The following is a 19,398-nucleotide window of genomic DNA, read 5'->3' as shown; positions in this document are numbered from 1 at the left end:
AATGCCGCCCGCCCTCGGGTGCGGGGCGCAAGACAACAGACCAGAAAAAGGCCCCGGCGCGTATGCACCGGGGCCTTGCTGTTTCGTGTACGGGTCAGGGCCTAGCCCTTGGAGAATTCGGGATAGGCCTCCATGCCCAGTTCCGCCATGTCCAGTCCGTTGATCTCTTCTTCGTCGCCGACCCGGATGCCCATCGTTGCCTTGAGGATGAACCAGACCACCGCAGAGGCCACGACCACAAAGGCGCCCACGACCAGGATGGAATAGATCTGGGTCACCAGCGAGGCTTCGGGGTTGGTAAAGACCACGGCGATGGTGCCCCAGATGCCGGCAAACAGGTGTACCGGAATCGCGCCGACCACGTCGTCGATCTTGAGCCGGTCCAGGAACGGCACGGCAAAGACCACGATGGCCCCGCCAACCGCACCGATCAGGGTGGCCGACAGCAGCGACGGCGTCAGCGGTTCGGCGGTGATCGACACCAGCCCGGCCAGCGCCCCGTTCAGGATCATCGTCAGGTCCGGCTTGCGGAACAGCGCCTGCGTCAGGATCAGGGCGGTGACGGCGCCAGCGGCGGCGGCGGTGTTGGTGTTGGCCAGGATCCGGCTGATGTCGGCGACATTGGCCGCGGTATCCATGTACAGCTGCGACCCGCCATTAAATCCGAACCAGCCCATCCACAGGATGAAAGTGCCCAGGGTTGCCAGCGCCAGGTTCGATCCGGGGATCGGCACGACACGGCCGTCCTTGCTGTATTTTCCGATTCGTGGACCCAGGATGATCGCGCCGGTCAGAGCTGCCCAGCCACCAACCGAATGCACGACGGTCGAGCCGGCGAAATCCAGGAACCCGGCCTCGTCCAGAAAGCCGCCGCCCCATTTCCAGCTGGCCTGCACCGGATAGATCACGGCGGTCAGCACCAGCACGAAGATCAGGAACGGCCCCAGCTTGATGCGTTCGGCCACAGCACCGGACACGATCGACGCGGTGGCGGCACAGAACATCAACTGAAAGAAAAAGTCCGAGCCGACCGACGCATAGGTCAGGTCCGGTTCGGCGCCGCTCAGCCCGACCGGTTCCAGCCCGGTGATCGAGAATGCGCCCAGCATGCCCGGAACGGTCCAGCCGTCGCCCGGATACATCAGATTATAGCCCAGCAGGTAATAAAACAGCGAGGCCAGTGAAAACAGCGCCATGTTCTTGGTCAACTGCATGGTCACGTTCTTGGATCGCACCAGGCCGGCTTCGAGCATGGCAAAACCGGCGGCCATCCAGAACACCAGAACCCCCATCACGAGGAACATGAAAGTGTTCAGGATAAAGCCCAGATCGGCGATGGTCGGCGTGGTGTCCGCGTCCTGTGCCAGCGCCAGCGAAGGCAGCGCGATCAGCGCCGCCGCGGGAAGTATCTTGGAAAGTTTCATTGTCTTAACCCTTTTCTGGCCGCGTCTTCACAGCGCGTCCTCGTTGGTTTCGCCGGTGCGCACGCGGATCGCCTGATCGACGTCCAGCGCGAATATCTTGCCGTCGCCGATCTTGCCGGTCCTGGCGGTTTCGGCGATGGTCGCGATGACCTGATCTGCCATTGCAGCGGGCACCACGAGTTCCAGTTTGACTTTCGGGACAAAGTTCACCGCGTATTCCGCACCGCGGTAGATTTCTGTGTGTCCGGACTGCGATCCGAACCCCTTGATTTCGGTCACCATCATGCCGCGCACGCCAGCCAGGGTCAGCGCTTCGCGGACCTCTTCCAGCTTGAACGGCTTGATTGTCGCTATGATGAGTTTCACCTTTTACCCTTTCGGTTGGCAGGTCGTCCTGCATTTTGCACTTGCAGAAAAAAGCCGGCGCGGGGCGGGTTGGAAAGCGATTCAAGTGGAAAGAGCGCTGGGAAAACTGAAAATTTGCACATTTTTTGCACAAATTGCACCAAAAGGCTAAAAAATGTGCAGGCGTCAAAGGTGTCGGGTTATGCACTCTCCCCCTCAACAATCCGTAAAGGGCAGGGTAATGTCGCCGAAACACAGGGCCGGGCAGGGCTGATCATGACCACGAAGAAACCGCGCAAACCGCCGCTGGTGGCCGACAAGCGCTATTCCGCGACCGCGCGCACGGCGGCAAAGTCCGCGCGCGCCCGGCCCAAGCCGAAAACCGCCCGCAAACCGGCGGCGAAACCGACGGCGCGCAAACGCCGGCCGGCCCGGCGTAAGGGCGGCGGTTCGGGGGGGATTCGCGGATTTTTCGGGCGGCTGATCGGTTGGGTCCTGCGACTGATCTGGCGCATCACTTGGCGTGTCGGGGCGGTGATCAGCATGATCGTTGCGCTGTGGGTCGGATATGTCTATTCCACGCTGCCGGATGTGAACGCCCAGTTGGACGGCCGGGCGCAGGGCTCGGTGACCATGCTGGACCGCGAGGGCGAGGTCTTTGCCTGGCGGGGTGATCAGTTCGGCGGGGTGATCACCACTGACACGGTATCGCCGCATGTCAAGAACGCCATCATCGCCACCGAGGACAAGCGGTTCTATCGCCATTTCGGCATCAGTCCGCGCGGTATCGCCAGCGCCGTCCGGATCAACCTCAGCGAGGGGCGTGGCCCGCTGTCGGGCCATGGCGGCTCGACGATCACTCAGCAGACGGCCAAACTGCTGTGTCTGGGCGAGCCGTTCGATCCGAAATCGGGAATGACGGAACGCCAGTACGAGGCGAAATGCCGGCGCGGAACCCTGTGGCGCAAGGTTTCCGAAGCCGTCTATGCCCTGGCGATGGAGGTGAGATACAGCAAGGACGAGATTCTGACGATCTATATGAACCGCGCCTTTCTGGGCGCGGGGGCGCGCGGTTTCGAGGCCGCCAGCCAGCGCTACTTCGGCAAGTCTTCCTCGAAGGTCACACCGGCCGAGGCCGCGATGCTGGCCGGGCTGCTGGTCGCCCCGTCGCGCTTTGCGCCGACCAACAACCTGACGCGCTCGCAGAACCGGGCGGATGTCATCGTCGGCCTGATGGAGCAGCAGGGATACCTGAGCGCGGACCAGGCGCAGGACGCGCGGCGCAACCCGGCGCAGCTGTCCGAGGCTGCGGCCGAACGGGCCGGCGGCTATTTCGCCGATTGGGTGATGTCCAGCGGACCCGAGTATTTTACCCGCAACACCACCGAGGATGTAATCATCCGCACCACCCTGGACCGGCGACTGCAATCCGCGGCCGAAGAGGCGATGCAGTATATCTTCAAGGAAAAGGTCCGGCCCGGCTCAAAGGCGCAGGCGGCGATCGTGGTCATGTCGGCCGATGGCGCGGTGCGCGCCATGGTCGGCGGGCGCGAAACCAAGGTTGCCGGGGCGTTCAACCGCGCCATCCAGGCCAAGCGGCAGACCGGGTCGGCATTCAAGCCGTTTGTCTATGCCACGGCGCTGGACCTGGGGGCATCTCCGCTGGACACCGTCGTTGACGAGCCGTTCTGCATGTCCATTCCCGGGTCTGGCCGCTGGTGCCCCAAGAACTATACCAACCGGCATTACGGTCCGGTGACCCTGGCCGACGCGCTCAAGGATTCGCTGAACGTGCCGGCGGTCAAGGTGTCGGAACAGGCCGGACGGGATCTGGTGCGGCATGTGGCCAGCCAGTTCGGAATCGAAAGCGACCTGGCCCTGGGGCCGGCGCTGGCGCTGGGGGCCTCGGAAAGCACGCTGATCGAGATGACCGGGGCCTATGCCGGCATCCTGAACGGGGGCTCGTCGGTGACGCCCTACGGGTTGACCGAACTGAAGCTGCTGGGCGATCGCGACCCGCTGATGGGGGCGGATGGCGGCATCGGCGAGCGGGTGATCCAGAAACAGGCCGCAGAACAGCTGATCTGGATGATGGAAAAGGTGGTGTCCGAGGGATCCGGTCGCCGTGCGGCGCTGCCGGGCTGGCAGTCGGCAGGCAAGACCGGCACAACCCAGGCCGCGCGCGATGCCTGGTTCATTGGTTTTACGGCGGAATATGTCGCCGGGGTCTGGATGGGATATGACGACAACACCCCCCTGTCCGGCGTCACCGGCGGCGGGTTGCCCGCCGAAATCTGGCGGGAAACGATGATTCGCGTGCATCAGGGGGTGGCGCCGTCGCCCCTGCCGATGCGCGACCCGATCGCCCCGACCCAGCCACAGCGGGGTGGCAATGGCGGCGGATTCGGATCGGTGGTCGACAAGATGTTGCGCGACATCTTCGGCGGCGGCAACGGCCAGCCGGCACGGGCGAACGACCGTTAGTCGTCAACCGGCGCTGGACAGGTCCGAAATCAGCTTGTCCAGATTGCCCTTGCGCTTGTCCAGCATCGCGCCGATCTCGGTGCGCTCGGTCAACAGCATGTTGACGCCCTCGATGAACATGTTGAAAAACAGCAGCTTGCCGGATTTGTCAGAAACCAGAAAGGTGACTTCGAAAGGCGCTTCGCCGCGCAAGTTGGCGATGCTGCGAATCTCGTAGCCGCTTTTGATCTTGCGCGCGGATTTCACCTCGATCGTGGCACCGATGAACTCGCGGAACCTTTTGCCGTATTTGCGCGAGATATAGCCTTGGAACGCCTTGGTGAACGACCGTATCTGTGCCGAACTGGCGCTGCGGGCATCGCTGCCCAGCGCATAGCGCGCCATGATCGACACATCAGCATATCGCACGAAGATCTTTTCGAAATCGCGGATCATCGCGGCTTCGGATTTTCCCGATGCGATCACCGCGTTGATCTCGCCCACCAGCTTGTCCACCAGATTGCGCGCGCTGCTTTCGGTCAGCGCCAAGACAGGCAGAGGCAGGGCCGCAACGCCGGCGGCGGCGCTGATCGTGGTCAGAAAATCTCGGCGAAACAGTGAATTACTCGGCATATGGGTCCTCGTAAGGGTCGAAGGATTGGGAATCGTAAGGATCGACATAGGCATCGCCACGGCTGCCTTCCAGTTCAAAGCGGCGATTCTGCAGATAGATCAGGCGGGCCACAGCATAGCTGTCAGCACTTTCATACAGAATCGAATCGACCGTGTCCGAATAGCGACCCCGGTCACTGAGCCGTTCCAAAGCGTTGGCGTAAAACCCGATATTGTCCAGCGGCAGTTCCGCGGTAAAGGTCAGCGGGTTGGTAAAGAAATCGACGAACACCCCGACCGAGTCGCGCTGGGTCGAGGGGCCAAACAAGGGCAGTTCGATATAGGCACCTTCGCTAAAGCCCCACACCGCCAGGGTCGCACCGAAATCGGTGTCGGTTTCGGGAATACCGAAATCGCTGGCCGGATTGGCCAGACCGGCAAAGCCGATTGTGGAATTCATCAGGAACCGGGCAACCGAAATGCCGGCCTGGCGAAAGTCGCCCTGCAACAGGAAATTCGCGGCATCGCCGGGTTCGGACAAGTTGGCGGAAAAACTGTTGAAACTGTCTTCGATCGGGTCGGGAATGATCTGGGTATAGCCCTTTGAGGCCGGGCGGAACAGCGCACGGTCCACCGCCAGGTTGAACTGATGAACATTGCGATTGCCGGACTCGTAAGGGTCGAACGGTGCATCATTGGACCGTGTTCCGGGTTCGGGCGCCGCGCAGGCAGCCAAAGCCAGCATCAGCGGAATGGCGCAAACGCTTTTTTTAGATCGTTGCGTCAGTCTCATGCAAATCATATCCAATGCGTAAAAGGGGCGACGGTCTTGTGCTGCCAATGCCCCGGTCAAGCAAGCGTCCTTCACACCTAGTGAAGGATCACTTAACGGCAATGTGGCACTTTTGGAACAGGCAAGTTTCTGGTGCGCGTGATTGCGCCATTGACGCGCGAAGACCGCCACCGGGCGGCAGAGAACACAGGACCAGCGACGATGATACCCAAACCGGGCCGTGACGAACTGCGCAGCGCCAGGCGTGAAAGCCGGACGTTGTACTGGGTCGTGGGGGTTTTCAGCTTTTTTGCCAACCTTCTGATGCTGACCGGGCCGATCTACATGCTGCAGGTCTATGACCGGGTGCTGGGCAGCCGGTCCGAGGAAACCCTGGTCGCGCTGTCGCTGCTGGTGGCGTTTCTGTATGGAATCATGGGTTTGCTGGACTATTCCCGCGGTCGGATCATGGCCCGGGTCGGTGCGCGGTTCCAGGCGGCGCTGGATCGTCGGGTGTTTGACGCGATGGTGCGGCGCTCGGCGGTGGCGCCGGATGCGTCGGCGCAGACCGGCCTGGCCGATCTGGAATCGGTGCAGCGCCTGATCGCCTCACCGGTTCTGATGGCAGCGTTCGACCTGCCCTGGACCCCGGTTTTCCTGGCCGGCATTGCGTTGTTTCATCCCTGGTTGGGACTGCTGGCGCTGGCAGGTGGAGCCGTCCTGGTCCTGATCACGTTTCTGAACCAGATGTTTTCGCGACGCCCCCAGATGCAGGCCGGCTATGCGTCGCACCGGGCCGGTCTGCTGTCCGACGAGATTCGCACCGAAGCCGAAATGGTGCAGAGCATGGGCATGCGCGATGCGGCCTTTGCGCGCTGGAAACAGGCGCGAGATGCGTCGCTGACCGAATCCATCAACGCCAACGATGTCGGCGGCACGTTTTCCTCGCTGACCAAGACCCTGCGCCTGTTCCTGCAATCGGCGATGCTGGGTCTGGGGGCCTATCTGGTGTTGCAGAACCAGGTGACGGCGGGGGCGATGATCGCCGCGTCGATCCTGCTTGGCCGGGCATTGGCGCCGATCGAGATGGCGATCGGACAATGGGCGCTGGTACAGCGCGCCGCCAAGGGCTGGAACAGCCTGGCCGATCTGCTGGAAAAGGTGCCGCCTGAAAGCGCGCGCACGGAATTGCCGAAACCGGCCGCCAAGCTGGACGTTCAGGGGCTGACCGTGGTGCCGCCCGGGGACACCCGCGCGGCTCTGCGAACCCTCGGCTTTCAGGTCGCGCCGGGACAAGCGATCGGGGTTATCGGTCCCTCGGGGTCGGGCAAGTCGACCCTGGCCCGTGCTCTGACCGGCGTCTGGCGTCCGGCCGGCGGCACGATCCGTCTGGATGGGGCGGCGCTGGATCAGTACGCGCCCGAGGTGCTGGGGCAGAATATCGGCTATCTGCCGCAGCGGGTGCAGCTGTTTGACGGCACGATTGCCGCTAATATTGCCCGCCTCAGCGGCGAACCGGACAGCAAAAAGGTCGTGGCCGCTGCCAAGAAGGCCGCGGCGCATGACATGATCGTCAAGCTGCCTGATGGCTATGATACCCGCGTTGCAGCGGGCGGCGGGCGCCTGTCGGGCGGTCAGATGCAGCGCATCGCCCTGGCCCGGGCGCTATATGACGATCCGGTGATCGTCATTCTGGATGAGCCGAATTCCAACTTGGACAATGACGGGTCGGTGGCGCTGAATTCGGCCATCCGCGATCTCAAGGCCGAGGGCAAATCGGTGCTGATCATGGCGCATCGGCCCGCGGCGATACAGGAATGCGACACGCTGCTGGTTCTGGACCAAGGCACCCGCGCGGCATTCGGTCCAAAGGATCAGGTGCTGCGCGAGATGGTCGCCAACCATGAGCAATTGCAGAAAACCGCCGCGATGGGGGGCGTGAGATGAGCAATGAGGTTTGGTCTGCACGCCGGCCGGTTCTGTTCGGCCTGATCGGTCTGCTGGTGCTGGTGGGCGGTTTCGGAACCTGGTCGGTTGTGTCCAACATCGCCGGCGCAATCATCGCCTCGGGCCGGATCGAGGTCGACCGCAACCGACAGGTCGTGCAGCATCCCGATGGCGGCGTCGTGGCGGAAATCCTGGTCGACGAGGGCGACAATGTCGAACTGGGCGCGGTGTTGATCCGGCTGGATTCCAACCTGCTGAACTCGGAACTGCTGATCGCCGAGGGGCAGTTGTTCGAACTGATGGCCCGGCGGGGACGGCTGGAGGCCGAGCGCGACGGTGCTGACGCGGTAACCTTTGATCCGGCGCTGCTGGCGGCGGCCGAAAAGCGCCCCGAGGTCAACGGGTTGATCGACGGGCAGCGCCGCCTGTTCGCTGCCCGCACCGATTCGGCGGCGCGGGAAACCGAGCAGCTGGAGAAGCGGCGCGGCCAGATCCGCAACCAGATCGAGGGGATCACGGCGCAGCAGGCCTCGCTGAACCGCCAGATCGAACTGATCGCCAAGGAACTGGCGAACCAGACATCGCTGCTGGACCGGGGCCTGGCGCAGGCCGGCACGGTTCTGAGCCTGGAACGCAGTTCCGCCGATCTGGATGGCCGCTTGGGCGAACTGATTGCCAGCCAAGCGCAGGCCGAAGGCCGGATCACCGAGATCGATATCGAGATCCTGAAGCTGGGCACGCGCCGGCGCGAAGAGGCGATCACCCGGCTGCGCGACCTGCAATATCGTGAACTGGAACTGGCCGAGCAGCGCCGGTCGCTGGTCGAGCGGCTGGAACGGCTCGAGATCACCGCGCCGGTATCGGGAATCGTCTATGGCTTGCAGGTGCACACGCCGCGCTCGGTCATCCGACCGGCGGATCCGGTGCTGTATCTGGTGCCCCAGGATCGCCCTCTGGTCATCGCCGCGCGGGTCGAGCCGATTCATATCGACAAGATCCGCGTCGGTCAGCCTGTCACCCTGCGGTTTTCGGCGCTGGATCAGCGCCTGACGCCGGAACTCTTTGGCACGGTGGTACAGGTTTCGGCGGACGCGTTCGACGATAACAACAGTCAGGGGTCCTTTTACCGCGCCGAGATCGTCCTGAACGAGGGCGAGCAGGACAAGCTGCCGGAGGGCACGGTTCTGATTCCCGGCATGCCGGTGGAGACCTTTATCCGCACCGATGATCGGACGCCGCTGGCCTATCTCGTGAAACCTCTGGCCGACTACTTCACCAAGGCCTTTCGCGAATCCTGACTTCGGGCTTTTCGCGGCACTGCAACCCGTTTAGCGTTCCGGCGGAAACCAGGTCTTGAAAGGGATGCAGACATGAGCATTGAAAACAGACTGGCCGAGCTGGGCGTGACCCTGCCCGACGCCCCGGCGCCGGCGGCCAATTACGTCCCGTTTGTCAAAATGGGCGACATCGTCCACGTCTCGGGCCAGATTTCCAGCGACGAGACCGGCCTGATTCTGGGCAAGCTGGGCGCGACGATGGATGCCGAGGCCGGCGCCCGGGCGGCGCGGTGTTGTGCCATCAACCTGCTGGCCCAGGTCCGCAACGCCTGCGACGGCGATCTGGACCGGCTGGTGCGGGTCGTCAAGCTGACGGGTTTTGTCAACTCGACCGACGATTTTACCGACCAGCCAAAGGTAATCAACGGCGCGTCAGATTTTCTGGTGCAGGCGCTGGGCGATGCCGGGCGGCATGCGCGTTCCGCGGTGTCCGCCGCGGCCCTGCCGCTGGGCGTGGCGGTCGAGATCGAAGGCCTGTTTCAGGTCCGATGATCCCGGCGCTGCCCGAAGCCTTTATCCGCACACCGCTGACCCATCGCGGATTGCACGACATTGCCCGGGGCCGCCCGGAGAACAGCCGCGCGGGCCTGAATGAGGCGATCCGCCTGGGGTATGGCATCGAGATCGACCTGCAATTGTCGGCCGATGGCGAGGCGCTGGTGTTCCACGATTACGAATTGTCCCGGCTGACCGGCGAGGCCGGCGCGATCCGTCAGCGCAGTACCGCCGAGGCCGGGCGGATCGCTTTGAAACACGGGGATGGTGAAACCATACCCACCCTGTCCCAGATTCTCGACCTGGTGCAGGGCCAGGTGCCCCTGCTGATCGAACTCAAGGATCAGGATGGCGACATGGGACCCGATATCGGCCTGCTCGAAGCCGCGACCGTGCGGGCGCTGGCCGGATATCGCGGCGATGTCGCCGTGATGTCGTTCAACCCGTACAGTACCATGGCCATGGCCGAACTTGCCCCGGACCTGCCGCGCGGTCTGGTGACCTGCGGTTTTGATCCGCTGGAATGGCCGCTATCCGTCGCCACATGCGAGCGGTTGCGTGACATTCCGGATTTCTCGGCCGCCTCGGCGGCCTTTGTCAGCCATGACAGGGCCGATCTGGCACGTCCGCGCGTGGCGCAGTTGCGGGCGCGGGGCGTACCGGTGCTGTGCTGGACTGTCCGGTCGCCCGAAGAAGAGGCAGAGGCCCGCCGATACGCGGACAATGTGACCTTTGAGGGCTATCTGGCCGCACTGCCGGGTTGATCCGGTGCCCGCCGGGCACAGATACTGATCAGGCATTGGGGGCAGAATGGATCAGGCACAGATCGAAATACGGATCAACGGTGCTCTGTCACAGATCGCCGCGGCCGACTGGGATGCCTGCGCCTGTCCGGAAGCGGCGGGGGGCGGCCGGCCGGTGGATCCGTTTACCACATACCGCTTTCTGTCTGCGCTGGAGCAATCCGGGTCGGTCGGACCGGGCACCGGCTGGCAGCCGCAATACCTGACCGCCCATCTTGAGGGGCGGATGATCGGGTGTGCGCCAATGTATCTGAAATCGCATTCCCAGGGCGAATACATCTTTGATCACAACTGGGCGCATGCCTACGAGCGGGCGGGCGGGCGCTATTATCCCAAGCTGCAGATCGCGGTGCCCTTTACGCCGGCCACCGGGCGGCGCCTTTTGGTGCGCGCGGGGATCGAGGACCTGGCCCGTTCGGCGCTGTTGCAGGGGGCGCTGCAACTGGCTACTGACAACGGTCTGTCGTCGCTGCATGTCACCTTTTGCACTGCGGCCGAGGCCGAGGCCGGGGCGCGGCTGGGCCTGATGGCGCGCACAACGCAACAATTTCACTGGGTCAACCGGAGTTACGCGGATTTCGATGGTTTTCTATCCACTCTGTCCGCCCGCAAGCGCAAGAATATCCGCAAAGAGCGTGCCCGCGCCCAGGCCTTTGGCGGCGATATCCACGTGCTGACGGGCGACGACATCCGATCGGAGCATTGGGAGGCCTTCTGGGCCTTTTACCAAGACACCGGTGCGCGCAAATGGGGCTCGCCCTATCTGACGCGGCGGTTCTTTGACCTGGCACAGGACAGTCTGCGCGGCGACCTGGCACTGATCATGGCCCGGCGAGACGGGCGCTGGGTTGCCGGGGCGCTGAACGTGATCGGCCGTGACACCTTGTTCGGGCGGTATTGGGGTTGTGTCGAACATCACCCCTGTCTGCATTTCGAACTGTGCTATTATCAGGCCATCGACATGGCGATCGCGCTGGGGTTGCAGCGGGTCGAAGCCGGCGCGCAGGGCGAACACAAGCTGGCGCGCGGCTACCTGCCGACCCCGACTCACAGTCTGCATTGGGTTGCCGATCAGGGGTTTTCCGACGCGATTGCCCGGTATCTGCGGGCCGAACGTGACGCGGTGACCGACGAGATCGAGCTGCTGACCGAATACGGCCCGTTCAAAAAGTCAAAAATGGAGGAACAGGAATGACCGAAAAACTGTCAGACGAAGCCAGGGGGCCGTTGCTGGATCCATTGCTGAAAACCGGCTGGGCGCTGACCGACGGGCGCGACGCGCTGACCAAGACATTCGAGTTCGACAATTTCGTCGAGGCCTTTGGCTGGATGACGCGGGCGGCAATCTGGGCCGAAAAATGGAATCACCATCCGGAATGGAGCAACGTCTACAAGACCGTGACCGTCGTGCTCAGCACCCATGATGTCGACGGGCTGAGTGCGCTGGACGCCAAGCTGGCGCGCAAGATGGACAGTCTGGCCGCCTGAACCGGTGCCGGGCCCTTCGGCCCGTGTCAGCGCCGGCCGACGCCGGCCGAATAGGCCATGTTGGCTGTCTGGAACATCGCCGCGAAGTCCGCCGGTGTGACATAGCCGTCGCGGACATCGATGTCGCGGGGTATGCGCACCGGGTACTTGTTCGTGACCGAGACCGACCGTTGCGCCCGGCTATAACGCAGGCATTGGTTGTTGTAGCAGTTGCGGCCATCCTGCAAGGCGATTTCCGTGGTGCCACCGGGCGCGGTGCGCACGGGATTGTCCGGGGCGCTGCAGGCGGCGACAAGCAGGGCGGCAGGCAGCAGGCGGAATAGGGGCAAGGTCATATCCTGGGTCAACTCCTGATGGTCGTCCCGGCGGTTCGGACAATGCGCACCACAGGGTCGGGTCGGTGCGGCTCGGGACAGGCGCGCCCAGCATCGCAAACGCGCCCGCACAAATAACGCCGCGGCCGGATCACTCCGGCTCACGGCTGCATGATCCGGCGGGACCCTACATGGCGGACAACAGGCTTTCGCCAGCCGAAACCTCGCAGACGCCGGGGGCTTCCTCCTCGTTCAGCACGGTGACGGTGCCGTCCTCGACCAGCATCGCATAGCGCTTGGACCGCGCCAGCAAACCGGCTGGCGGCGCATCGAAATTCATGCCGATGGCGGTCGTAAAGCTGCTGTCGGCATCCGCCAGCAGGGTAATGCCGGCCTTGTCGGCACCCGTGGCTTCGCCCCAGGCCTGCATCACGAAGGGATCGTTCACCGAAACGCAGATGATCTCGTCCACGCCCTTGCCCTGGAACTGTTCCTTGGTGCGGATAAAGCTGGGCATATGCGCCGAATGGCAGGTCGGGGTAAAGGCGCCGGGCACCGCGAACAGCACCACCTTGCGGCCCTTGGTCTTGTCCGCCAGCGACACCGGCGCAGGGCCGTCGTCGCCCATCTGCACCAGGTTTGCCTCAGGCAGTTTCTCCCCTGTCGAAATAGTCATGTGTCGGCCCTCTCGTTGAGTTGTGCTTGCCCTTATCGGGCATATAGGATGTAGCCGCATGCGAGCAATGCTTTCAGTAGGGACGGGGCGGGAATGGGCCAATTTGTCGTAATCGGCGCCGGACAGGCGGGCGCCTCTATGGTGGCCCGGCTGCGCAAGCAGGGGTTTGAGGGCGCGATCACCCTGATCGGGGCCGAACCGGTGCCGCCCTATCAGCGGCCACCGCTGAGCAAGGCCTATCTGCTGGGCGAGATGGCGCTGGAACGGCTGTTCCTGCGCCCCGAGAGCTTTTATAGCGAACAGAACATCACCCTGCGGCTGGGGCAGACGGTGACGGATATCGATGCGGCAGCGAAAACCGTGACGGTAGACGGCGAGTGCATCGCCTATGACCAGTTGGCACTGACCACCGGGTCGCATCCGCGCCGCCTGCCGGACACGATTGGCGGCGATCTGGACGGGGTGCATGTGGTGCGGACGCTGGCGGATGTCGATGCCATGGCGGCCGCGGTGGCACCGGGGGCGCGGGCGCTGATCGTCGGCGGCGGCTATATCGGGCTGGAGGCCGCGGCGGTGGCGCGAAAGCTGGGGGTCGAGGTGACGCTGGTGGAAATGGCGGACCGCATCCTGCAGCGCGTGGCCTGCCGCGAGACCAGCGACTATTTCCGCGACCTGCACCGGGGCCACGGCGTCGATATCCGCGAGGGGATCGGGCTGCAGCGCCTGACGGGCGACAAGGGCCACGTCAGCGGCGCGGTGCTGACCGATGGCAGCACGTTAAACGTCGATCTGGTCGTGGTCGGCGTCGGCATCGTGCCGTCCACCGAATTGGCGGAAAAGGCCGGCCTGCGGATCGACAACGGCATCGCCGTCGACGAGCACGGGCGCAGCTCGGACCCGGCGATCTGGGCCGCTGGCGATTGCGCCTCTTTTCCCCATCAGGGCGGCCGGATCCGGCTGGAAAGCGTGCCAAATGCCATCGATCAGGCGGAATGCGTGGCCGACAACATGCTGGGGGCGAAACAGGTCTATGTGCCCAAACCCTGGTTCTGGTCGGACCAGTATGACGTCAAGCTGCAGATCGCCGGGCTGAACACCGGATATGATCGGGTGATCACGCGCCAGGGCGACAAGGGTGCGGTGTCGTTCTGGTATTACGGCAATGACCGGCTGCTGGCGGTGGACGCGATGAACGATCCGCGCGCCTACATGATCGGCAAACGCCTGATCGACGCGGGAAAAACGGCCCCCGCCGATCTGGTCGCCGACCCAGGGTCCGATCTCAAGGCGCTGTTGCGGGCGTGAGGATCATCGCCGGACGTTTTCGCGGCCGGGCGCTGGCCGCGGTCGGCAAGGGTGATGCCGCAGCACATCTGCGGCCCACTTCGGACCGTGTGCGCGAAAGCCTGTTCAACGTGTTGGCGCACCGCGTCGCCATCGCCGATGCGCGGGTTCTGGACCTCTTCGCCGGCACCGGGGCGCTGGGGCTCGAGGCGCTGTCGCGGGGGGCCGCGCATGTCACCTTTGTCGATGATGGCCGGGTTGCCGCCGGCCTGATCCGCCGCAATGTCGAGGTCACCGGCAGCGCCAAACAGACCCGGCTGATCCGCCGCGACGCGCGCCGTCTGGGCCAGAACCCGGATGCCCCGTTTGATCTGGTCTTTCTCGACCCGCCCTATGGCAAGGGGCTGGGACAGGTTGCGCTGGATGCGGCGACCGCGCAGGGCTGGATCGCGCCCGATGCCGTGATCGTCTGGGAGGAAAGCGCGCCGATGCCCGCCCCGGCCGGGTTCGCCCCCTGCGATCAGCGCAAATACGGCGATACCCATGTGACGATCCTGCGGCGGGCGGCGGTCCGGTGACATTCCTTTCGGCGAGTCCAGATGCGGCCGCTTTTGGGGATCGCGCCGATCTGTGCTAGGATGCAGGCGATGGATATCGCGGTACCATTTTGGCCACGGGCGCGCCGGGTCTGGCAACAGTCCCGAAACCGCGACGAGGCGCGAAGGGCCGCGCCACAACCCGCGCGGCGCGCTCCGGTGTTCATTCACGATGTGGCCACACCCTGGCGCGGCGAGACGCTGTTGCTGGCGCTGCTGCGCGCCCAGGCCGAGCTGGATCGCGATCAGTCGTAGGTCGGATGAAAACGTCCGGCGGGCGACAGGGTAAAGATCTCACAGCCATCCGCCGTCACCCCGACGGAGTGTTCGAACTGGGCGGACAGCGACTTGTCGCGGGTCACGGCCGTCCAGTCATCAGCCAGGGTCTTGGTTTCCGGGCGCCCCAGGTTGACCATCGGTTCGATGGTAAAGAACATGCCTTCCTCGAGCATCGCGCCGGTGCCGGGGCGACCGTAATGCAGCACATTTGGCGGCGCGTGGAACACGCGGCCCAGCCCGTGCCCGCAGAAGTCGCGCACGACGCTCATCCGGTGGGCTTCGACATAGGCCTGGATCGCGTGGCCGATATCGCCAAAGGTCTTGCCGGGCCGAACCGCCTCGATCCCCTTCATCAGCGAGTCATGCGTCACCTGGATCAGCCGTTCGGCCTTGCGCGGCAGCTTGCCAGCGACATACATCCGGCTGGTATCGCCGAACCAGCCATCGACGATGACGGTGACGTCGATGTTCAGGATATCGCCATCCTTGAGGGTCTTGGGGCCGGGAATGCCGTGGCAGACCACGTGGTTGACCGAGATGCAGCTGGCGTGCTTGTACCCCTTGTAACCGATGGTGGCCGATTTGGCGCCCGCCGCCTCGACCATGTTGGTGATGATACGGTCAATCTCTTCGGTGGACTGACCGACAAAGACATGGGCCGCAATGTCATCCAGGATGCGCGCCGCCAGAGCGCCCGCCACATGCATTCCGGCAAAATCCGACGCCTCGTAGATGCGAATGCCGTCCTTGGTCATGCGGCCGCGATTTTCGTTGTTCACCACAGGCTCCGTCTTCGTCATTTTGCCGCCTATTTAGTACGGTTGGCGCAAAAGAACCAGAGGGACTCAGGCCGGACCGCGAAGGGGCACGCCCAGGTCGATGCCATCCGGCGTAATGCGTGTGCCGTAGCACAGGGTCTGCACGCCCTGCGCCCGCGCGGCCACGAACGCCGCCGCATAGGCTGGATCGATGTCGCGGGCAAGCGCCAGTTCGGTACAATCGGTGCGCTGCACCAGATACAGCATCACGGCGCGATGTCCGGCCTGGGCCATGGCCGCCAGTTCCTGCAGGTGTTTGGTGCCGCGCTTGGTCACCGAGTCGGGAAACTCGGCCAGCCCGGCCTGCCGGCTCAGCGTCACGCTCTTGACCTCGACATAGGCATCCGGTCGGCCGGGTTCGGACAGCAGGAAATCGATGCGGCTGGACTGGCCGTATTTCACTTCGGCGCGGACGGTACCATAGGCGGCCAGTTCGGCGATCCGCCGGTCCTGCAGGGCGGTGCGCAGGGCGCGGTTGGGCACCGAGGTGTCGACCCCGGTGAAATGGCCGTTTTCGTGATCGACAAGGCGCCAGCCGTATTTCAGCTTGCGCTTGGGGTCGTCATTGGGTTCCAGCCAGACCCTGATCCCCGGTTCCGCCAGGCCCAGCATCGAGCCGGGATTGGCGCAATGGGCGGTGATTTCGCGCCCGTCCGCCAGCCGGCAATCGGCCAGAAAGCGTTTATAGCGGCGGATCAGCCGGGCCGGGACAAGAGGGGTTTCAAAGCGCATGGCCGAGGGCCTATACCTGCGCTGACCGCCAATCAAGGGAGTCATGCCATGGCCAATCCAACCGCCGCGATGCTGGTGATCGGGGACGAAATCCTGTCCGGGCGCACCCGCGATTCCAACATGCATTTTCTGGCCGGCGAGTTGACCAAACATGGCATCGATCTGAAAGAGGTGCGCATCGTCAGCGATGATCCCACGGCGATCGTTGCCGCGGTCAAGGCGCTGTCGGCGGCACATGACACGGTGTTCACCAGTGGCGGCATCGGCCCGACCCATGACGACATTACCGCCGATTGCATCGCCGAGGCCTTTGGCGTGGCGATCGATATACGCGCCGATGCCCGCGCCATTCTCGAAGCGCATTACGCCGCGACCGGGCTGGAGCTGAACGCGGCGCGGCTGCGCATGGCGCGCATTCCCGATGGGGCGAGTCTGATCGACAATCCCGTGTCCATGGCGCCGGGGTTCAGCATCGGCAACGTGCATGTGATGGCCGGGGTGCCGCAGGTTTTTCAGGCGATGGTTGCCAGTGTCTTGCCGACGCTGACCGGGGGCGCGCCGCTGCTGTCCCAGACCTTGCGGGTATTTCGCGGCGAGGGCGATATCGCCGAGACCCTGACGCAGATCGCGGCGCGGTTTTCCGACCTGTCCGTCGGCTGTTACCCGTTCCAGCGTGACGGGGTCTTTGGCGCCAATGTTGTGGTGCGCGGCCAGGACGGATCGCGGGTGGATGCGGCCATCACCCAACTGGCGCAGGAGCTTGAGCAGTGAGCCCGCTGGAGTGGCAGGAGGTGATCGACGCCACCTGGCCCGCCTTCAGCACCCGACGTGACGGTGTCTGGACCCTGCGCGAGGGTCGCGGCGGCGGCAGCCGGGTCTCTGCCGCCACGGTAACAGAGGGCAACACACAGGTATCCCTGCAGGACATCGCTGCCGCCGAAACGGCGATGCGGGCCATGGGCCAGATGCCACTGTTCATGATCCGCCCTGGCGAAGAAGCTCTGGACCGGCAGTTGACGCAGCGCGGCTATGCGCGCAAGGATCCGGTGACCATCTATGCCTGTCCACCGGCGCAACTGACCGATGTGCCGCTGCCGCGCGTCACCGTCCTGAATGTCTGGGAGCCGCTGGCAATCATGCGCGAAATCTGGGCCGCCAGCGGCATCGGGCCGGAACGGCTGGACATCATGTATCGCGCCGAGGAGCCAAAGACCGGTCTGCTGGGCCGGCATCGTGACAAGCCCGCAGGGGCGGCCTTTGTCGCGCTGCATGGCAATGTGGCAATGGTGCATGCGGTGGAAATTCTGCCGCATCAGCGCCGCGCCGGCATGGGGCGCTGGACGATGCGCGGTGCCGCCATCTGGGCTGCGCAGCAGGGGGCGGACACGCTGTCGGTCATGTGCACCGAACAGAACGTCGCGGCCAATGCGCTGTACACTTCCCTCGGTATGCAGCCTGTGGGACAGTATCACTATCGCCATCCCGCAGACGGAGCCTGACATCCCGTGACCGCCCCAAAACCGCCGATCGCCCTGAATCTGCCGATGGCCGATCCCCTGCCCGAGGAAACACAACGCTATTTCGACATCTGTGTCGAGAAATTGGGCCTGGTGCCGAACGTGTTGCGGGCGCATGCTTTTGACATTGCCAAGCTGGATGCGTTCACCGCCATGTACAATGACCTGATGTTGTCCGACAGCGGGTTGTCCAAGCTGGACCGCGAGATGATCGCCGTCGTGGTGTCGTCGATCAACCGCTGTTTTTACTGTTTGGTGGCGCATGGCGCGGCAGTGCGGCAGTTATCCGGTGATCCGGCGCTGGGAGAGATGCTGGTGATGAATTACCGCGTCGCGCCGTTGACGGAACGCCAGCGCGCGATGCTGGAATTCGCCGAAAAGGTCACCACCGCCAGCGCCAGTATCCAAGAAGCCGACCGGCAGGCGCTGCGCGATGCCGGGTTCAGCGATCGTGACATCTGGGACATCATCAATGTCACCGGGTTCTTCAACATGAGCAACCGGGTCGCCAGCGCCACCGCGATGCGGCCCAATGACGCCTATCACGCGCAACACAGATGATCTGCCGTTTCGTCCTGATCCTTGCCGTGGTGGTCCTGGCCCTGCCTGTTTCGGCGCAGCCGTTGTCGGTTCCGTCATCAGCGCGTCAGGTCAGCAGCCGCGTCAGTCCGCTGGACAGCTATGCGCTGCCGGTCGCGCCCTTTGACGGGCAGGCGGTTCCGGCGCGGACTATCGAAGGAGCGGTCGACCGACAGACCTGGCGCGTCGACGGGACGGCAGCGACCACGCTGCAGTTGTTGGCGCCGCTGCGCGACCAGATCCAGGCTGCCGGCTATACACTGGTCTTCCAGTGTCGCGACCGCGAATGCGGCGGGTTCGACTTTCGGTTTGGCACTGAAATCGTGCCGGCGCCGGACATGCATGTGGACATCCGAAACTATCGGTTTCTGTCGGCGGTGCGCGAACCGGACAAGGCGGTCAGCCTGCTGGTCAGCCGCGGCCGCAATGCCGCCTATATCCAGATCATCCGGGTGGCGCCACCCGGTGCTGCGGATCTGCGGGTCGAGGTCGATCAACAGGCGCTGCCGGCCGAACCCGCGCCCGAAGCCAATAGCCTGACAGCGCGGCTGGCGCAGGACGGGCACGTGATCCTGAAGAACCTGGATTTCGCGTCGGGCGCCGAAACGCTTGAACCGGGCCATCACGACTCGCTGGCGCAACTGGCCGCTTATCTGCGCGCCCACCCGGGGCAGCGCATCGCCCTGGTCGGGCATACTGACAGCGCCGGGTCACTGCAAAATAACATCGAACTGTCGCGCCGCCGGGCCGGGGCGGTGCGCGCCCGGCTGTTGCAGGTTCACGGCATTGCGCCGGATCGTGTCGAGGCCGAGGGCATGGGCTATCTGGCGCCGGTCGCCTCGAACCTGACGCCCGAGGGCCGCGAGGCCAACCGACGGGTCGAAGCGATCCTGTTGTCGGACCGCTGACAGGACGCC

22 protein-coding genes are annotated in these 19,398 nt (G+C 64.2%); 14 read left to right on the top strand and 8 right to left on the bottom strand.

The genetic code is table 11. The features are described from left to right. Positions 1–101: 101 nt before the first annotated feature. Together ACFMPD_RS00365 and ACFMPD_RS00360 are read right to left on the bottom strand one after the other, a co-directional pair. The gene (locus tag ACFMPD_RS00365) at positions 102–1,424 is read right to left on the bottom strand and encodes an ammonium transporter (RefSeq protein ID WP_380990325.1); all 1,323 of its coding nucleotides are present in this window, start codon (positions 1,422–1,424) and stop codon (positions 102–104) included. 27 nt (positions 1,425–1,451) lie between these two features. Further along, a complete protein-coding gene (locus ACFMPD_RS00360) occupies positions 1,452–1,790 on the bottom strand; it encodes a P-II family nitrogen regulator (RefSeq protein WP_380990322.1) in 339 nt (112 codons plus the stop codon). A gap of 255 nt (positions 1,791–2,045) precedes the next feature. Here ACFMPD_RS00360 and ACFMPD_RS00355 point away from each other — a divergent pair, with 255 nt between their 5' ends. Next, positions 2,046–4,253 (top strand): transglycosylase domain-containing protein, encoded by a 2,208-nt coding sequence (locus tag ACFMPD_RS00355; RefSeq protein WP_380990320.1) that lies wholly within the window; start codon positions 2,046–2,048, stop codon positions 4,251–4,253. Between the two features lie 3 nt (positions 4,254–4,256). Here ACFMPD_RS00355 and ACFMPD_RS00350 read toward each other — a convergent pair whose 3' ends face one another. Further along, a complete protein-coding gene (locus ACFMPD_RS00350; protein ID WP_380990318.1) occupies positions 4,257–4,865 on the bottom strand; it encodes an MlaC/ttg2D family ABC transporter substrate-binding protein in 609 nt (202 codons plus the stop codon). Beyond that, positions 4,855–5,637: an MlaA family lipoprotein gene (locus ACFMPD_RS00345; RefSeq protein WP_380990315.1), complete on the bottom strand. Its 783-nt coding sequence runs from the start codon at positions 5,635–5,637 to the stop codon at positions 4,855–4,857. The genes ACFMPD_RS00350 and ACFMPD_RS00345 overlap by 11 nt, the downstream gene beginning before the upstream one ends. Positions 5,638–5,838: 201 nt before the next feature. Between ACFMPD_RS00345 and ACFMPD_RS00340 the strand changes: the two genes are divergently transcribed. The 6 genes from ACFMPD_RS00340 to ACFMPD_RS00315 all read left to right on the top strand — a co-directional run bounded on the left by ACFMPD_RS00340 (position 5,839) and on the right by ACFMPD_RS00315 (position 11,686). Next, the gene (locus tag ACFMPD_RS00340) at positions 5,839–7,563 is read left to right on the top strand and encodes a type I secretion system permease/ATPase (protein ID WP_380990313.1); all 1,725 of its coding nucleotides are present in this window, start codon (positions 5,839–5,841) and stop codon (positions 7,561–7,563) included. After that, complete coding sequence (locus tag ACFMPD_RS00335; RefSeq protein WP_380990310.1) at positions 7,560–8,861, top strand: HlyD family type I secretion periplasmic adaptor subunit; 1,302 nt, start codon at positions 7,560–7,562, stop codon at positions 8,859–8,861. Before ACFMPD_RS00340 ends, ACFMPD_RS00335 begins: the two co-directional genes overlap by 4 nt. 72 nt (positions 8,862–8,933) lie before the next feature. Then, the gene (locus tag ACFMPD_RS00330) at positions 8,934–9,392 is read left to right on the top strand and encodes a RidA family protein (protein ID WP_380990308.1); all 459 of its coding nucleotides are present in this window, start codon (positions 8,934–8,936) and stop codon (positions 9,390–9,392) included. Next, on the top strand, positions 9,389–10,159 hold the full coding sequence (locus tag ACFMPD_RS00325; RefSeq protein WP_380990305.1) for a glycerophosphodiester phosphodiesterase family protein: 771 nt from the start codon (positions 9,389–9,391) through the stop codon (positions 10,157–10,159). Before ACFMPD_RS00330 ends, ACFMPD_RS00325 begins: the two co-directional genes overlap by 4 nt. Before the next feature lie 46 nt (positions 10,160–10,205). Beyond that, on the top strand, positions 10,206–11,393 hold the full coding sequence (locus ACFMPD_RS00320) for a GNAT family N-acetyltransferase (RefSeq protein WP_380990302.1): 1,188 nt from the start codon (positions 10,206–10,208) through the stop codon (positions 11,391–11,393). Further along, entirely contained in the window at positions 11,390–11,686 is a 297-nt protein-coding gene (locus ACFMPD_RS00315; protein WP_380990300.1) for a 4a-hydroxytetrahydrobiopterin dehydratase, read from the top strand. Before ACFMPD_RS00320 ends, ACFMPD_RS00315 begins: the two co-directional genes overlap by 4 nt. A 26-nt stretch (positions 11,687–11,712) precedes the next feature. On the opposite strand, the gene ACFMPD_RS00310 is transcribed toward ACFMPD_RS00315, so the two are convergent. Next, positions 11,713–12,021: a hypothetical protein gene (locus ACFMPD_RS00310; protein WP_380990297.1), complete on the bottom strand. Its 309-nt coding sequence runs from the start codon at positions 12,019–12,021 to the stop codon at positions 11,713–11,715. Between the two features lie 166 nt (positions 12,022–12,187). Beyond that, positions 12,188–12,676 (bottom strand): peroxiredoxin, encoded by a 489-nt coding sequence (locus ACFMPD_RS00305; RefSeq protein WP_380990294.1) that lies wholly within the window; start codon positions 12,674–12,676, stop codon positions 12,188–12,190. 93 nt (positions 12,677–12,769) lie between these two features. Between ACFMPD_RS00305 and ACFMPD_RS00300 the strand changes: the two genes are divergently transcribed. The 3 genes from ACFMPD_RS00300 to ACFMPD_RS00290 all read left to right on the top strand — a co-directional run bounded on the left by ACFMPD_RS00300 (position 12,770) and on the right by ACFMPD_RS00290 (position 14,811). Further along, positions 12,770–13,981, top strand: coding sequence for an NAD(P)/FAD-dependent oxidoreductase (locus tag ACFMPD_RS00300; RefSeq protein ID WP_380990291.1), 1,212 nt, complete (start codon positions 12,770–12,772; stop codon positions 13,979–13,981). Next, positions 13,978–14,538 carry a 16S rRNA (guanine(966)-N(2))-methyltransferase RsmD gene (rsmD, locus tag ACFMPD_RS00295; protein WP_380990288.1) on the top strand — a complete coding sequence of 187 codons (561 nt, stop codon included), beginning with the start codon at positions 13,978–13,980 and terminating at the stop codon, positions 14,536–14,538. The genes ACFMPD_RS00300 and rsmD overlap by 4 nt, the downstream gene beginning before the upstream one ends. A 69-nt stretch (positions 14,539–14,607) precedes the next feature. After that, a complete protein-coding gene (locus ACFMPD_RS00290) occupies positions 14,608–14,811 on the top strand; it encodes a hypothetical protein (RefSeq protein ID WP_380990285.1) in 204 nt (67 codons plus the stop codon). On the opposite strand, the gene map is transcribed toward ACFMPD_RS00290, so the two are convergent. Further along, complete coding sequence (gene map / locus ACFMPD_RS00285) at positions 14,802–15,635, bottom strand: type I methionyl aminopeptidase (protein ID WP_380990282.1); 834 nt, start codon at positions 15,633–15,635, stop codon at positions 14,802–14,804. The two genes, ACFMPD_RS00290 and map, sit on opposite strands and share 10 nt — an antisense overlap. A gap of 45 nt (positions 15,636–15,680) precedes the next feature. Further along, the gene (gene sfsA, locus ACFMPD_RS00280; RefSeq protein WP_380990280.1) at positions 15,681–16,385 is read right to left on the bottom strand and encodes a DNA/RNA nuclease SfsA; all 705 of its coding nucleotides are present in this window, start codon (positions 16,383–16,385) and stop codon (positions 15,681–15,683) included. Between the two features lie 48 nt (positions 16,386–16,433). Between sfsA and ACFMPD_RS00275 the strand changes: the two genes are divergently transcribed. The 4 genes from ACFMPD_RS00275 to ACFMPD_RS00260 are packed head-to-tail and all read left to right on the top strand — an operon-like array spanning position 16,434 to position 19,389. After that, positions 16,434–17,156 carry a competence/damage-inducible protein A gene (locus ACFMPD_RS00275; protein ID WP_380990277.1) on the top strand — a complete coding sequence of 241 codons (723 nt, stop codon included), beginning with the start codon at positions 16,434–16,436 and terminating at the stop codon, positions 17,154–17,156. Then, on the top strand, positions 17,153–17,884 hold the full coding sequence (locus tag ACFMPD_RS00270) for a GNAT family N-acetyltransferase (protein WP_380990274.1): 732 nt from the start codon (positions 17,153–17,155) through the stop codon (positions 17,882–17,884). The genes ACFMPD_RS00275 and ACFMPD_RS00270 overlap by 4 nt, the downstream gene beginning before the upstream one ends. Positions 17,885–17,929: 45 nt before the next feature. Continuing rightward, positions 17,930–18,463, top strand: coding sequence for a peroxidase-related enzyme (locus tag ACFMPD_RS00265; RefSeq protein WP_380991075.1), 534 nt, complete (start codon positions 17,930–17,932; stop codon positions 18,461–18,463). Further along, positions 18,460–19,389, top strand: coding sequence for an OmpA family protein (locus tag ACFMPD_RS00260; protein ID WP_380990271.1), 930 nt, complete (start codon positions 18,460–18,462; stop codon positions 19,387–19,389). Before ACFMPD_RS00265 ends, ACFMPD_RS00260 begins: the two co-directional genes overlap by 4 nt. The last annotated feature ends 9 nt before the right edge of the window (positions 19,390–19,398 follow it).

It is taken from the genome of Sedimentitalea sediminis (genome assembly GCF_042687825.1).
Taxonomy (GTDB): Bacteria; Pseudomonadota; Alphaproteobacteria; order Rhodobacterales; family Rhodobacteraceae; genus Sedimentitalea.
Note: the sequence above shows the minus strand (reverse complement) of the source record. Positions and strands in the feature narration are given on the sequence as shown.

Excerpts from the sequence above, each read along its gene's own strand:
- map (WP_380990282.1), bottom strand. The coding sequence starts at position 15,635 with ATGACGAAGACGGAGCCTGTGGTGAACAACGAAAATCGCGGCCGCATG.
- ACFMPD_RS00330 (WP_380990308.1), top strand. The coding sequence starts at position 8,934 with ATGAGCATTGAAAACAGACTGGCCGAGCTGGGCGTGACCCTGCCCGAC.
- ACFMPD_RS00350 (WP_380990318.1), bottom strand. The coding sequence starts at position 4,865 with ATGCCGAGTAATTCACTGTTTCGCCGAGATTTTCTGACCACGATCAGC.
- ACFMPD_RS00325 (WP_380990305.1), top strand. The coding sequence starts at position 9,389 with ATGATCCCGGCGCTGCCCGAAGCCTTTATCCGCACACCGCTGACCCAT.
- ACFMPD_RS00365 (WP_380990325.1), bottom strand. The coding sequence starts at position 1,424 with ATGAAACTTTCCAAGATACTTCCCGCGGCGGCGCTGATCGCGCTGCCT.
- ACFMPD_RS00335 (WP_380990310.1), top strand. The coding sequence starts at position 7,560 with ATGAGCAATGAGGTTTGGTCTGCACGCCGGCCGGTTCTGTTCGGCCTG.
- ACFMPD_RS00275 (WP_380990277.1), top strand. The coding sequence starts at position 16,434 with ATGGCCAATCCAACCGCCGCGATGCTGGTGATCGGGGACGAAATCCTG.
- ACFMPD_RS00305 (WP_380990294.1), bottom strand. The coding sequence starts at position 12,676 with ATGACTATTTCGACAGGGGAGAAACTGCCTGAGGCAAACCTGGTGCAG.
- ACFMPD_RS00310 (WP_380990297.1), bottom strand. The coding sequence starts at position 12,021 with ATGACCTTGCCCCTATTCCGCCTGCTGCCTGCCGCCCTGCTTGTCGCC.
- ACFMPD_RS00300 (WP_380990291.1), top strand. The coding sequence starts at position 12,770 with ATGGGCCAATTTGTCGTAATCGGCGCCGGACAGGCGGGCGCCTCTATG.
- ACFMPD_RS00290 (WP_380990285.1), top strand. The coding sequence starts at position 14,608 with ATGGATATCGCGGTACCATTTTGGCCACGGGCGCGCCGGGTCTGGCAA.
- ACFMPD_RS00265 (WP_380991075.1), top strand. The coding sequence starts at position 17,930 with ATGGCCGATCCCCTGCCCGAGGAAACACAACGCTATTTCGACATCTGT.
- ACFMPD_RS00355 (WP_380990320.1), top strand. The coding sequence starts at position 2,046 with ATGACCACGAAGAAACCGCGCAAACCGCCGCTGGTGGCCGACAAGCGC.
- ACFMPD_RS00260 (WP_380990271.1), top strand. The coding sequence starts at position 18,460 with ATGATCTGCCGTTTCGTCCTGATCCTTGCCGTGGTGGTCCTGGCCCTG.
- ACFMPD_RS00315 (WP_380990300.1), top strand. The coding sequence starts at position 11,390 with ATGACCGAAAAACTGTCAGACGAAGCCAGGGGGCCGTTGCTGGATCCA.
- ACFMPD_RS00320 (WP_380990302.1), top strand. The coding sequence starts at position 10,206 with ATGGATCAGGCACAGATCGAAATACGGATCAACGGTGCTCTGTCACAG.
- sfsA (WP_380990280.1), bottom strand. The coding sequence starts at position 16,385 with ATGCGCTTTGAAACCCCTCTTGTCCCGGCCCGGCTGATCCGCCGCTAT.
- ACFMPD_RS00340 (WP_380990313.1), top strand. The coding sequence starts at position 5,839 with ATGATACCCAAACCGGGCCGTGACGAACTGCGCAGCGCCAGGCGTGAA.
- ACFMPD_RS00345 (WP_380990315.1), bottom strand. The coding sequence starts at position 5,637 with ATGAGACTGACGCAACGATCTAAAAAAAGCGTTTGCGCCATTCCGCTG.